The organism is Exiguobacterium sp. PHA03 (assembly GCF_041945985.1).
Lineage (GTDB): Bacteria > Bacillota > Bacilli > Exiguobacteriales > Exiguobacteriaceae > Exiguobacterium_A.
The window spans coordinates 619,252-632,782 of sequence record NZ_JAUTYQ010000001.1; the positions used below are offsets into that span (position 1 = coordinate 619,252).

Genomic DNA, 13,531 nt, shown 5'->3' on the forward strand with positions numbered 1-13,531 from the left:
TAGATTATTTTTCGACATACCGCATTTCTTCCGATTCTTGAGCGTTAGTCGATTTAGCAAATAAATGATCCGTTACGATAACAGCGACTGAAAGCGTGAGCGCAAGTGCACCAATCCAGGGCAAGTACTGTAATAGACTATTCGTGACAGCGATACCGCCGATTCCAGCACCTGCTGCCATCCCGATTTGTCCAAATGAGCTATGCAGGCTCAAAACAATGCTTGCAGCAGCTGGTGCCAACGTAATCATCCGTAATTGAATCGGTGTACCGGAGGACCAAGCCGCCAATGCCCAAAGGATGAGGAGGATATAAAAGGCAGATGCGACGTGACCCATCAGTGGGAACAGTAGCAGTACGATGGCATGTAGTGCCGTCCCACCAACAAGCGTCCAAAACGTGCCCCATTTATCCGTACTGATTCCACCAAGTTTAGAACCAAACGCACTGGCGATTCCAAACAGGAACAGCGCTGTCGTGACGGCTTGATCACTCTTATGAAAGACATCTAAAAAATAAGGCGAAATATAGGTAAAGACGATTGAATAGGAACCTAACCAAAGAAACGTAATCAATAAATAAGCAGCGATTCTTGGCTGTACGAAGAAGTGAAGTTGTTCGCGTAACGGAACCGGTTCTTCTGCGACCGTTTGAGGAATCCAAAAGAATGTCAGGAGCGCTAAGATGAGTCCGATGATTCCAAGACCAGCGAAAATGACATGCCACTCATAGTGAAAAGCAATGACGCGACCAATCGGAACACCGATAACTAGCGCCGTACTATTACCCATGACGACAGTTGCGATGGCGTTTCCTTGTTTTCCTGGTGCGGCAAGGACAGCAGCGAGCGTTAATAGCGTGACTTGAATGACACCGGCACAAAGCGCAGATAAGATTCGTGCGCTTATCAGCAGCTCATAATTGGATAAGAAGGTGATCGATACGTTGATGATCGAGAACAAACTGAGCGCATAGACCAGTAATTTTTTTCGTTCGAGTCGTGCCGTCAAAGCAATTAAAAAGGGCGTGCCCGCTCCGAAAGCAATCGAGAAGACCGTGATCAACTGTCCGGCAGACGAGACGGATATTTGATTGGAATACGCGATGCGATCCAATATACCGGCAATGACATATTCTGATGTCCCGTTTAAAAAGCTGATGATGGCAAGTAAATAAATTTTTCCCATGTGTTTCATTATATCTACACCTCACTGTTTCTGTATATCTACACCTCACTGTTTCTGTATATCTACACCTCACTGTTTCTGTATATCTACACCTCACTGTTTCTGTTTCAATTCGTACCCCATTTCATTTAGACGTTTAAGAAGATTCATCTGTCCAAGTTGATTTGCGATACTTGGTCATAGTACAGTAGCGATTATGATAAATGAAATGCATCTTTCGCATAGGGGGTATACCAAAAACGTTATGAACAGAGCACAAATCGAATTGATTCTTCAAATTGCTGAGACGGGAAGTTTTACAGCTGCAGGGGAACAGTTACACATGACACAACCAGCGGTCAGTCGGACGATTGCCTCAGTCGAGGCACAACTTGGAACGAAACTAATCAAACGGGATAAGAAAAAAGGACTGTTTTTCACCGAGGTGGGCGAGCAGGTTCTCGTCATTTTAAGGCGCATCAATAGTGAATTTCATAAAGTGGATGAATTGATTGCGTCGGAACAAGGACTAGCGATCGGAAAGGTCCATGTCGGGGTCTATAAAACAGCGTATACACGTTTTTTACCGAAAATTATTCGAACGATGGATGAGCGATATCCGGGACTTGAAGTCAAACTGTGGGAAGGAACCATCGATCAAATCAAGCAATGGTTGCGGACCGACTGCGTAGATGTCGGAATCGTCACATCTATCGAAGAGGAATTTGATCGTTTTTCTTTTGTATCAGATGAATGGGTCGTCGTGTTACCCGAACACCATCGTTTAGCACATCAAGCATCGATCAGTCTGTTCGATTTGGCAGAAGAGTCGCTCTTGATTGAACAGATGGAGACGAAACAACAGGTGCAGATGTTATTTCAGGATCAAGGTCTCGTACCACATGTGCGTTATGAAATGAAACATCTCGAGACGGGACTTAAGATGGTGGAAGAAGGACTAGGTGTAGTCATCACGACCCGACAAAGTATCGCTGGATTACCGAGTGAAAGTCTAATCCGTCAACTAGAAACGAACGAAACACCAGATATTAAGATTGCAGTACGAAATAAGAAAGAGATGTCGAAGGCGACGGAAGTATTCATCGAGACAGCGCGATCGTTATTCGCTGAAACAGTGGATCGTCCATAACAAATCGTAATGAGCTAAAGGAGAAATATAATAACATGCATCGACATATCGTTTCGATTCAAGGCGGCATGGCATCAGGGAAGACGATGCTTGCGCAAGCGCTCGAAGACGCTTACCCGGAGTTGCATGTCTATTATGAAAATCCATATCCGATCGTTCTAAAACGAAAAGAGCTCGGATTAGACATTCGTACCGAAGACGGATTCGTTGAGAATCAGCGCTTGTTCATTCAGGCGGAAATCGAACGGTTTTGTCATTTTCCGGACCGACACATCGTATTAGACCGTGTTCCGGAAGATCTTGAATTTTATACGCTTCATTATCCGTTGGTACATGGGCATGACTGGGATATGGAATTCCGTTTAAAGACGGAACTAGAGGCATTAAGAAGGTGTCGATCCGACCTGATTATTTATTTACATGCACCAGACCATCTCTTACAAACGCGTCGGGATGCTGATCATACAAGAACTCGTCAATCTTTTGCACAGCACGAACCGCTCTGGGCACTTGAAGAGAAATGGTATAAACAGTTTCCGGTCTGTCCGATTGATACGACAGCGAAAACGCCGGAGCAAGTCCGAGAAGCAGCAGTTCATCAGCTGTCTTCCATCGGATTCTTAAGAAGGGAGAAAGAGATATGAAATGGAAAAGGACGACCTATCCCCTCATCGAGGGACAAGACGAAAAACAGATCTACTGGATAGAACAAGGAAAATCGGTTCAGATCGGACAGACCTACGAAACGATTCGGTTAGAAAAGACATCACATCAATCCATTCTAGTACGGGAGCAAAAATTGGTGTCAGAAAAAATCGGCAATCGAACGATCCGCCTGACGATTGATGCAGAAGACTATACGCCACTCGAATTCGTCGAGTACCAAGATGGCGTCCAAACCGTGCATGCGTTGTATCGAGCGGATGCAGTCGTAATTACGCGAGGCAATGAGCAGTCTGTCCTACCGATTCATACCGAAAGTGTTGATCTGTTTTCAATCGAATTGTTATTGCGAGCATTACCACTAACCGTTGATTCGACGTTTTCGTTTAGTGGCTTTAGTGCCGTTTCAGGACTTGCGGTACCGATTCAGGTGCGACCCTTGCGGCACGATCGATTGACGACTGAATTAGGCGAACACGTAGAGACGCTTTGCGCTCAAGTTGCGTTTGGTGAGCGTATTCAGTATTACTGGATTGATCCAGTCAAGCGGGAGTTGTTAAAACAGTCCTCACAAATCGCAGACGGAGTCTCGTTGGAATTTCGTCGATGAAAAAGGAGCAACGAAACGGTCTGCCGTCTCGTTGCTCCTTATTTGTTACAGCTGAAAATGATGTTGCATCGCTTCGAAAATCCGCTTACTTGCTTTTGTATCGTCAAACGCATAGATGTGACTGAGATTGCGCTTAAAGCGTTTCGGCATCTTCGATTCGCGTAGTGATTCCATCAAGGCGTCTCTTGTTTCAATGACGTCTCCCGGTAACAAATCCGTTGATTCGCCGGCGTTATCTTCGCCGACTAAGACAGGTGGACGGTAGTAGATGACCTTTTTATGCATCAAGGAGAAATCGAGACCGACACTCGAATAGTCGGTGATCAACACATGATGATTTTCAAGTAGCTCCTTGACTGTGAACGCATCCTGACTGATGACATCGATGAAGTCCGAGTGGAACAAGTGGCTGAATTTTTGGAAGTTGCGATGAAGGTAGAACGAGACTTCGTATTTGTTGTCCATCACTAAGCTTTTCAACCGTTCGTCCGTGATTAACGCTTGAAACTCCTGATAATAGTCACTTTCCATGAACTGTTCGTCTGGGTACGTATCGAGTTTCGGTCGCCACGTTGGCATGATCAACAGCTTTTTTCGGTTCTTATATCGCTTGAGCCAACGTGATCGTTCAGTGATTAATTGATCGAATCGGGCAAGACCTGTCACGATGATTTCGTCAGGATGAAAACCGTAATCGCGAGCGATGAGCTGCTTCTCCCGCTCCGAGGAGACGACGAATAAATCAGTAAATGGATGTGGCGATTTTTTACCGTAAATATGACTCACATCTTTTGACCCGATGACGCCGTGTTGTAGGAACAGCTTTTGTTTCGTTTGAATCAGTGCTTCCGTATGATAGGTAGCAAACGGTAAGGCATAACTCGATGAATGCGTATGACATAAAACGTCCGCAGCCTGAACGACCTCGATATTCTCCGGAGATTTATAGAACACGATATGGTTCTCATATCCGGCAAGATTTTTGAGGTCCGGACTCGACCGACTGATGATGTAGTAGATGTTGAACTGTTTCCGGTGCTGGTCAACAAGGTACTTGAAGAAAATCATCCCATTATCTTGTGCTTTATCCGGGTATTCATAACAGACGATCGTCTTCTTAGTTGGATCCAGTCCAAGTAACGGTCGGGGTTCTGCATAATATTCGACAGTCTCGACTGGCACCGGGATTAGACGCATTGCAAGGCGTTCCGACACGGTCGAATAGGGACGAACCAACACATCGTATTGCTCATTTAACGGCAACCAGTGCTCGTCATTCAAGAGTTCTGGATGATTTTTAAAGTGACGAATCCGAGGTGTGAATCCAGATATCGGCATCTCACGAATCGAAAAGCCAAATAAAAGATCATAGATGTTCGCGTTAAAGGCATCGTATGTATACCGGTCACCGAGCAACTGCTCAACGAGTTCTTTATCGATCACGGCTTCGACTTCGGTTCTGAAGCGACAGGCGTCGACTGGTGTGACTGTGAAGCGTTCGATCGGTAGAGCGATTTTTTGTTCCTGATGTCTGAATTTAACGAAACAACTCGGTTGCGCGACTGCGACATACTTCGAGTGAAACGAAAACTTCAACAGAAGCACGTCGTCTTGACGCGTCATGCCCTCAAACTGGACAACTCGGTCGTAAAAATTCATGATGGACGGTTTTTTGTTGTAGATCAGACTGAGCTCATCGTCTTGATCGATGAAAATGAAATAGGAATGTTTCCCTTGTTTGATGTAACTGTTCGGTGCGATGTCAAGGGGTTCGGAAAGATGTTTGAATGAGACTGGTGTTCCAAGTTCATCGACGAATTTAATAGGATGATTCTTTTTTCGGAAGATACTGAGTAACGCATCGACCGATAGCGAAAAACCTGTTTCTGTTTGTTGTACAGGTATATGTTGTTCGTTAATAGCTAAATATAGGGTTTGTTGCGGGAGATTCTCGATCAAAAACGTATGGTCACGACAGGTGATTTTCATTGATGCATGGCTTCCTTTCTCACTCTGAATCATATGGTATCTCTGTTACATCCTTCACCATACAATATCTTCCGATTTCTGCAAAGATGTAGTTTGAATGGAAATCAGTGAAGTGGCGTTTATCTTCTTAAACTTGTTGGATAGAACCGACCGATCGTTCAGCTTTGCAAACTACTAGTTGCAGAACCATGACAATGATTGGATATTATGCAAAAATAATTGACTTTGTTCGTAAAAAAGGGGATAAATAGAAATTGTATTGGTTTTAACTGTCTGAACAAGACACGTTTAGAAAATAGCAGATTCGGTAACATATATAGGTTGACCTCACACAAAAAAAGAGAGATCGATCTTAAAGGGTAGAGGAGAGTAATTACAGATGCTGTATACTGTTACATCGACATTACCACCGAAACACGGTGGGAGAACGAAATCACTGTTGAGTCGGATTGCACTCATGGAAAAAGAACTGAGTGTTGGTTCGACGATCGTCACGACGAACTACAATGCCAACTATATGGAAGTGTACGAACAGTTCCGAACGGAAGAAAAAGTCGGTCCAATGGTCCAATTCGAAAACATTTATGATTGGTTATCCGATTATAAATTGTTGAGCATTCCGACAACCCGTTTTCGGAACAAGCCGATCGTCAAAGAATCGGCGCGTGAAATCGAAGGATTGAAAAGCGTTGAGAAAAAAGGCAGTGATGCCGTTCGCTATTATGATGAAGAGGATGAATACGTCCTCTATCGTAAATTCTATCCGGAGACGCAAGTCGTCGAATTCGAAGATTTCATGACGAAAGCATCTCCTAAAAAGGTCGAGCGCTGGGAATACAACGTCTACGGTCAATTGCACCGCAAGACGATCTACTCACCCGTCCATCACGGGAAAATGATGGAGGAGTTGTATGATTCAGAAGGTGCTGTCTATTGTAAGAAGTTCTACAATGAAATGGCACGTCCGAAACTCGTCTTGATTCAATTATATCGAAACGGCAGAATGTACAAAGCGTTCAAAAAAGAAAAGGATTTGTTTGAATACTACTTCAACCGTCTGTTTAAAGATGGCGATGTTTTGTTCGTCGATGCTCGTTTACTCGATCGCTCGATTCTCAACATCAAAGCAGCCGTCAAACGGGTCATGGTCATCCATAACTCGCATCTAGACGGATCAAACGTCAAAGGATCGTACGCGACGATGTTCTCAGAGTCCGATAAAGTGACACGTTTCATCAGCCTGACGAATCATCAAAAAGAAGACATCTTAGAACGGTATAATATCCCGGAAGAGAAAATCTCAATCATTCCGCACTTCATCGTTCCAGAACAAGCGCAACGACGTGACCAGGTCAAAGATCAATTCTGTTTCATCGGTCGATTCGGTCTGCAAAAACAGATGGATCATTTAATCAAGAGTTATGCACTTTTCAAACAGTCAGGTCACGCGACGAAACTCGTCCTTTACGGCATGGATGAACAAGGGCAACTCGCGATGATGGAACGCTTGATTGAGGAGCTCGGTTTACAGGACGATATCGAAATCCACGGTTTTACGTCGAATCCGGCAGAAGTTTTCCGTGAATCGAAAGCCTCGTTGTTAACGAGTGAATTTGAAGGATTCGGGCTGACGGTCATGGAAAGTATCAATGTCGGCTGTCCGGTCATCTCCTATGATGTGAAATACGGACCACGCGAAATCATCGCTCATGGCGAAAACGGATATCTCGTTCCAGCCAATGACATGGAAGCCTTCGCACAAGCGATGGTACAACTCGTCGAACAACCACTCGAGCGGGTCGAGACGAAGCCATCCCTGTACCTTGAGACGGCTGTAAAGAACTATGGACGATTACTAGAAGAATTGAACAACTAAATCTACTACTTGAACGATGAAGAGGATGAACGATATGAAAAAGATCACAAAAGCCATTATTCCAGCAGCAGGACTCGGAACACGTTTCTTGCCTGCGACAAAAGCAATGCCAAAAGAAATGTTACCGATACTTGATAAACCAACGATTCAGTATATCGTCGAAGAAGCCGCAAAAGCCGGCATCGAAGATATCATCATCGTCACGGGTAAACATAAACGAGCCATCGAAGATCATTTCGATAACCAAAAAGAACTCGAAATTACGCTCGAAAATTCCGGTAAAACGGAATTGCTCGAGAAAGTTCAATTCTCAACGAACCTTGCGAACATTTTCTATGTCCGACAAAAAGAGCAAAAAGGTCTCGGACATGCCATTCTGACGGCAAAACAATTCATCGGGAATGAACCGTTTGCAGTCTTACTCGGGGACGATATCGTCGAGTCAGACAATCCGGCAATCAAACAATTGATGGACGTTTACGAACAGACGGAAAAATCGGTCATCGGTGTACAAGAAGTCCGTCCGGAAGATACGCATCGTTATGGCATCATTGATCCGGTCTCACAAGACGGACGACTGTATGATGTAAAACAATTCGTCGAAAAGCCGGCACACGGGACAGCACCATCAAATCTTGCGATCATGGGACGTTATGTGCTGACACCGGATATCTTTGATTACCTTGCGAATCAAGGAGAAGGGGCAGGCGGCGAAATTCAATTGACGGATGCGATTGAACGCTTGAATGCGGATAGCCAAGTCTTTGCGTATGATTTCGAAGGCAACCGCTATGACGTCGGGGAGAAACTCGGCTTTGTCAAGACGACGATCGAATATGCGTTGAAAGATGCAGAGATGCGTGACGAGCTGAAAGCTTTTATCAAGACACTAGATATTTAAATGACGAACCACCCTGACATGATGCAGGGTGGTTTTTTTGTAATTCATGAAACCAATCCGTCTAGTCGAAACGTAGAAAAAGGAGAAGAGAGGTGCTACATATGTTAACGTGGCTCGGTGTGAAGGCTGATAAAAAAGCAGAGCGACAATTTTTCGCAGGTGTCGAAAAGAAAACAATCTTCCTGATCTTACTCCTAGCGCTTGCGATCTTGAAGGGTGTGAAGTGGGGAATGACAGTACTCATCCCAACGGCATTTTTCAGTGATCCGATCGTTTCCGTGTTACCAGGCGTGCTTGGCGTCCTAACAGCAGTCGTTTTCGTACTTTTGGTAGAACGCTTCCTGCAGGATAAGTCGAGTGAAAAGTAAGAGATACACGGAAGATCACCTGAAGTTAGTCGATTCAGACTGAAGACAAAGTGCAATTTTTCTCTAATTGAGAAGGATTGCGCTTTTTCGTTCGTCTCGAATCATTTATCAGGGTCAAGCTTCGCACCGCTGCTCCTGCTTATTTTTCTCTAGAAGGCGATTTTGAGCGAAAAAAATGCTTATGTGATACTTTTTCTCAATTCATCCAAATCAAACGAGAAATTGTTGATTTCGTTCCATAAATTGTTAGGTAGAACGTAATTGTCTGCTCGTTAAAAATAGGATAAACCTTTTTTAAGTTGAATTGGTAAAAAATAAATGTGATTATATAAATATAGTAAAATTGAAATGTTTTACTTCTATAAAAGTAAAATAAATTATGGAGAATTGAGAGGTGATACAGAAAGATGAAAAATCAAATTTTAGAAAGTGTTTTCGCAGCAATGTTTTTTCTTATTTTTCTAATGTTTTTTGAAGGAATGCCGAAGTCGACTGATACATGGGTCGAATATGGAATAAAGTCTGTGGCAATTGCTGTCATTTTCCTAATAACGGAAGGTGTTTTTTCTAAAAAATCTCTCAAAAAAAACACATCAAATCAATAAAGTATTCAATTGTTTTAATGCTGAGTACACGATAGAAACAAAGCCCACATGTGCGTTATAATGTGGGCTTTCTTCAATGCAAAGTGATCGAGTGAAATATATTACGATACGACGAATCCATTATTTTCACGATGTTTATCTATGCTCTGATCATGATTATTTTTCTTTTAATTCTAACGATCTCCCTAAAATCAATAAATGTCATGAGTGACGAACTGAACTTGGTACAAAAGACATCAGATGTTCAAAGGCGTTTTTGCGCATGACAACTGATTGTTGTTGTAAAATGAGGAGGACAACGACGGAACAGGTAAGGGGCGAACGGACATGACGAAACGATCCATCCAAGATGCTGCTTTTTTGGGCAAACGAAAACAAGTAATGCGCTGCATCGAACGTGGTGACGATCTGAACGAACTGGATGAAGAAGGATTTGCGGCACTTCACTGGGCGATTCAGGAAGGGTACCTACGGATCGTCGAATTGTTGCTCGATCACGGTGCGGATGTCAACCTTCCCAATCAGGACGGGATGTCACCGTTGCATATTGCTCTGTATGATCAAAAGACGGACATTGCGTTGCTGTTGATTAAGCGCGGAGCCCATCTTGATTTAAATGAGTACGGCTTCTCAGCGCTTCACTTAGTAGCGGGGCGATCCGGCAATAAAAAAGTCTTACGGAAACTAGCGCAGAATGTGGAGTTGTTACATCAACGGACCGATGATGGAGCTGGGGTGACGCCGCTACATTACGCAGCGCAAGAAGGCAAGGCGAAAAAAATCAAACTGTTACTTGAAGCGGGAGCAGAGGTTGATGTTATCGGATTAGACGGTTTCACACCGCTGTATCTGGCAGTTGGGAATAATCATCCGAAAGCGGTCAAAGTGCTCCTAAAGGCGGGAGCCGATATCGAGGCGGAAAACGTCGCAGATGGTGATACGGCAGTGCTTGCTTTAGCGAGTGCTTACGGTTATGAACGAATTGTCCGTTTACTTCTCTCTTATGGAGCCGATCCACTACATCGAAATGAAGACGGGCGGACAGCACGTGGTGCAGCACTTGATAATGACCACCATCAGATTGCGGAAATTTTAAGACAAAAAGAGATTGATGCATTGTCTGAGGAAGAAAATAAGTGAGCGATTGACGACAACAGGAAACATCTGCGGATGCTTCCTGTTTTTATTTTTAAAAGGACTTTCAAATCGCTTTGTCAAAATAGAGATAGGAGAACACTTATTCGTCATCGAAAGGAAGGGTACATCATGAACGCAAAAGATTGGATGGTATGGAATTTAAATGAAGTGAGAAGAAGAAGCATCAAAGTCTGGTGCTCGATTCCTGAAGATAAGCTGAACTGGAAACCGGATGAGAACGCCATGACGTGTTTCGAAATGATTCGTCATGTGTTAGATAGCGAGTATTATTATTACTTAGCCTTACAAAATGGAGGCAGTCTATCGTCGTATGAGTCTCCGTTTGAAGGGCGTGACTTCGTATCAGTGCAAGAGGAGCTAGACTTTGCGGAGGTCTATCGGGAGGAATTCATGACATATGTCAGGCGACTACCGGAATCAGATTTAGCGACGGTCCAGATTGATCGTTCCGAATCAGGTTATGTCCGTTCGCTTGGTGATATGCTGTTACGAATTGCTTATCATGAAGCAGTGCATACAGGACAGCTACTCGATTATTTGAGAACAGCAGACATTGAGCGTGTGCGGGTTTGGGACTAAGGTAGGTGAATGAGAAAATAATGGTAGTACTATGAGCTACCGATGCTAGGGGGATGAAATTCTTGAATATACGTTTAGCCACGTCCAAAGACATGAAGGTAATAGCAAAAATTTACGTTGATACGTGGAGGACGACATACGCCGGTTTAGTACCCGATGTATATTTGAAACAACTCTCGGTTCAACGAGCTGAACAAAAATGGACACAGTTTTTGAACGATTCCTCACAAGATACGTTCCTATATGTGGTATTGAACGAACAGGGAATCACAGTGGGATTCGCAGCAGCTCAGATTCATGCTGATGATGGAGTACGGATAGGCGAGTTATCTGCCCTCTATATATTACCTGAAGCGCACGGTTTAGGGATCGGCAAAAAATTGATGGCGACTATCGCTGCTCATTTCCTGAAAGCAGATGTCTTCTCGATGCTGGTTTGGGTGATGAAAAAGAATGAGCCGGGACGAGCATTTTACAAACGACTCGGAGGTAAATACATAGATCATCGCCAGAGTCGTTTTGGGAATGTCACGGTTAAAGATGAAGCATATGAATGGCTGGATATTACCACGCTTGTCCGTCATCAGAATTAAAAACAAGGAGGAAGTACGATGCATCTGTACTTCCTCCTTGTATGAATCACAGACTCCATTTCATTAGTAATCCAGCTTGTGTCAAACCGCCACCAAATCCATATAATAGAAGCAAGTCACCCGTTTTGATTTTCCCTTCGGTAACACCTATATCTAAAGATAAGGGAATGGAGGCAGCGGAGGTATTTCCGAAATGGATGAGACTGTAAAGCGCTTTATCAAAAGGAACATTGCTTTTTTCGCAAATCGATTGAATCATGCGTAGGTTTGCACTGTGCGGAATGAACCAATCGATTTGATCCAAAGTCATCGATGCCTGATCCACTACTTGTTTCATTCCACGAGGAACCGTGCTGACCGCCCACTTGTAAACTTCGCGTCCATTTTGGATGAGTTTATTAGTGGGAATGATAGGATCTTCGAACATGTGATTTGACAAGTTCGAGCAATAGAGACTGGCTCCTTTTTCCCCTTCCGAGTTCAAGTAGAATGAAATAAAGTCAGACTGGACTTCATCGCGTTCCACAAGAACCGCTCCACTACCATCTCCAAATAAAATGCATGTGTTTCGATCGGCATAGTCAGTGATGTTAGAGAGTGTTTCTGCTCCGATGACGAGAATTTTTTTATGAAGACCAGATGAAATTAACCCGTTCGCCAGGTGTAATCCGTATGTAAATCCTGCACATGCGGCGTTCAAATCAATTACACCCGCATGATTGATACCGAGTTTTGCTTGTACCAATGATGCAGTACATGGTGTCTTAAAATCGGGTGTCATCGTACAGATGATGATCATATCAACATCTTGAAATTCTGTATTGTAACGCTGTTTTAAATTCATGGCTGCTTGATAGGCAAGATCACTTGTCGATTCAGTCTGACCCGCGATTCTTCGTTCTTTGATGCCTGTTCGTTGCACTATCCATTCATCATTTGTTTCTACTAGTTTCTCTAAATCATGGTTCGTCATGATTTGATTTGGAACGTAAGAGCCGATTGCTGTTACTCGAGCATGATATGCAGTCATAAATGGTTCCTCCCTGTAAAAAGATGTTATACCTGGTTTTAGTACTAGGTACTAATTTAAGTGAATTTTCTTTTAAACACAAGGAACATAACTTATCGTACACATCATCAATTCGATTAGATGAAAAAAAGAGCGGTCTTTAGCGGATGCTCGAAAGGAGTAAGGAAGGATGATTGGAATCAGCATCGTCACCACATGGGAGTTCGACGCGACGATTGCATATTTTCATGTCTCGCCTGAAGAAAGAATCGTCTATCCGTATGGTGAATACTTTACGCGCGAGATGAATGGGGAAACGCTCTTGTTTTATAGCACGGGCGTTCGAAAAGTAAATGGCATCGGAGCGAATCAATATATGATCCTCCGTTTCTCATTGACGAAGGTCATCGTTGCCGGAACGTGTGCCGGCATCGATCCGAGGTACGACGTACTTGACATCATCGTTCCAGATCGTGCCGTTCAATATGATTGTACGGTCAAAGAGATTGAACCACTCATTAAACCGTCATTCATCGTCAATCTCGACGTCTCAAAATATGGCAACGACTTTCATCTCGGAACGATCGGAACGGCTGATCGCGCTGTCGTCATGTGGCGAGACTATATCGAACTGCGAGATAACGGTCTGACGATTGCCGATACGGAGGCGGGGGCTGTCGCGTACATCTGTCAGAAAAATGCCGTTGAATGTATCATCATCAAAGGCATTTCCGATTTTCCGACCGAAGAGAAGAACGAGGGTGCTGTCGAAGCAAACGTCGAACAGATGCGGATCTATATCGAGAACACACCAAAAGTCATGCGACGGATTTTTAACGACTACTTGCATCGATTTCTAGCGTAA

Annotated in this window: 14 protein-coding genes; 11 read left to right on the forward strand and 3 right to left on the reverse strand. The window is 43.7% G+C overall.

Annotated elements, in window-relative coordinates; genetic code table 11:
• Window positions 1-4: 4 nt before the first annotated feature.
• Window positions 5-1,186: an MFS transporter gene (locus Q7C19_RS03235; RefSeq protein WP_375091596.1), complete on the reverse strand. Its 1,182-nt coding sequence runs from the start codon at window positions 1,184-1,186 to the stop codon at window positions 5-7.
• A 244-nt stretch (window positions 1,187-1,430) separates the two neighbouring features.
• Between Q7C19_RS03235 and Q7C19_RS03240 the strand changes: the two genes are divergently transcribed.
• The 3 genes from Q7C19_RS03240 to Q7C19_RS03250 are packed head-to-tail and all read left to right on the forward strand — an operon-like array spanning window position 1,431 to window position 3,588.
• Window positions 1,431-2,315 (forward strand): LysR family transcriptional regulator, encoded by an 885-nt coding sequence (locus Q7C19_RS03240; RefSeq protein ID WP_375091597.1) that lies wholly within the window; start codon window positions 1,431-1,433, stop codon window positions 2,313-2,315.
• Between the two features lie 35 nt (window positions 2,316-2,350).
• Window positions 2,351-2,959 carry an ATP-binding protein gene (locus Q7C19_RS03245; protein ID WP_375091598.1) on the forward strand — a complete coding sequence of 203 codons (609 nt, stop codon included), beginning with the start codon at window positions 2,351-2,353 and terminating at the stop codon, window positions 2,957-2,959.
• The gene (locus Q7C19_RS03250) at window positions 2,956-3,588 is read left to right on the forward strand and encodes a DUF3108 domain-containing protein (RefSeq protein WP_375091599.1); all 633 of its coding nucleotides are present in this window, start codon (window positions 2,956-2,958) and stop codon (window positions 3,586-3,588) included. Before Q7C19_RS03245 ends, Q7C19_RS03250 begins: the two co-directional genes overlap by 4 nt.
• 45 nt (window positions 3,589-3,633) lie before the next feature.
• Here Q7C19_RS03250 and Q7C19_RS03255 read toward each other — a convergent pair whose 3' ends face one another.
• Window positions 3,634-5,577, reverse strand: a complete 1,944-nt coding sequence (locus Q7C19_RS03255) for a CDP-glycerol glycerophosphotransferase family protein (protein ID WP_375091600.1) — start codon at window positions 5,575-5,577, stop codon at window positions 3,634-3,636.
• Between the two features lie 379 nt (window positions 5,578-5,956).
• Between Q7C19_RS03255 and Q7C19_RS03260 the strand changes: the two genes are divergently transcribed.
• The 7 genes from Q7C19_RS03260 to Q7C19_RS03290 all read left to right on the forward strand — a co-directional run bounded on the left by Q7C19_RS03260 (window position 5,957) and on the right by Q7C19_RS03290 (window position 11,657).
• Window positions 5,957-7,453 (forward strand): glycosyltransferase, encoded by a 1,497-nt coding sequence (locus Q7C19_RS03260; protein ID WP_056060879.1) that lies wholly within the window; start codon window positions 5,957-5,959, stop codon window positions 7,451-7,453.
• 34 nt (window positions 7,454-7,487) lie between these two features.
• The gene (galU, locus tag Q7C19_RS03265) at window positions 7,488-8,354 is read left to right on the forward strand and encodes a UTP--glucose-1-phosphate uridylyltransferase GalU (protein WP_056060882.1); all 867 of its coding nucleotides are present in this window, start codon (window positions 7,488-7,490) and stop codon (window positions 8,352-8,354) included.
• A gap of 92 nt (window positions 8,355-8,446) precedes the next feature.
• Complete coding sequence (locus Q7C19_RS03270; protein WP_156358977.1) at window positions 8,447-8,722, forward strand: hypothetical protein; 276 nt, start codon at window positions 8,447-8,449, stop codon at window positions 8,720-8,722.
• Between the two features lie 407 nt (window positions 8,723-9,129).
• A complete protein-coding gene (locus tag Q7C19_RS03275) occupies window positions 9,130-9,327 on the forward strand; it encodes a hypothetical protein (protein WP_056060887.1) in 198 nt (65 codons plus the stop codon).
• Window positions 9,328-9,654: 327 nt separating this feature from the next.
• Window positions 9,655-10,467 carry an ankyrin repeat domain-containing protein gene (locus Q7C19_RS03280; RefSeq protein ID WP_375091601.1) on the forward strand — a complete coding sequence of 271 codons (813 nt, stop codon included), beginning with the start codon at window positions 9,655-9,657 and terminating at the stop codon, window positions 10,465-10,467.
• Between the two features lie 126 nt (window positions 10,468-10,593).
• Entirely contained in the window at window positions 10,594-11,064 is a 471-nt protein-coding gene (locus Q7C19_RS03285) for a DinB family protein (protein ID WP_375091602.1), read from the forward strand.
• Window positions 11,065-11,126: 62 nt separating this feature from the next.
• A complete protein-coding gene (locus tag Q7C19_RS03290) occupies window positions 11,127-11,657 on the forward strand; it encodes a GNAT family N-acetyltransferase (RefSeq protein WP_290749788.1) in 531 nt (176 codons plus the stop codon).
• 46 nt (window positions 11,658-11,703) lie between these two features.
• On the opposite strand, the gene Q7C19_RS03295 is transcribed toward Q7C19_RS03290, so the two are convergent.
• Window positions 11,704-12,687, reverse strand: a complete 984-nt coding sequence (locus tag Q7C19_RS03295; RefSeq protein ID WP_375091603.1) for a ketoacyl-ACP synthase III — start codon at window positions 12,685-12,687, stop codon at window positions 11,704-11,706.
• A 169-nt stretch (window positions 12,688-12,856) separates the two neighbouring features.
• Between Q7C19_RS03295 and Q7C19_RS03300 the strand changes: the two genes are divergently transcribed.
• On the forward strand, window positions 12,857-13,531 hold the full coding sequence (locus tag Q7C19_RS03300) for a 5'-methylthioadenosine/S-adenosylhomocysteine nucleosidase family protein (protein WP_375091604.1): 675 nt from the start codon (window positions 12,857-12,859) through the stop codon (window positions 13,529-13,531).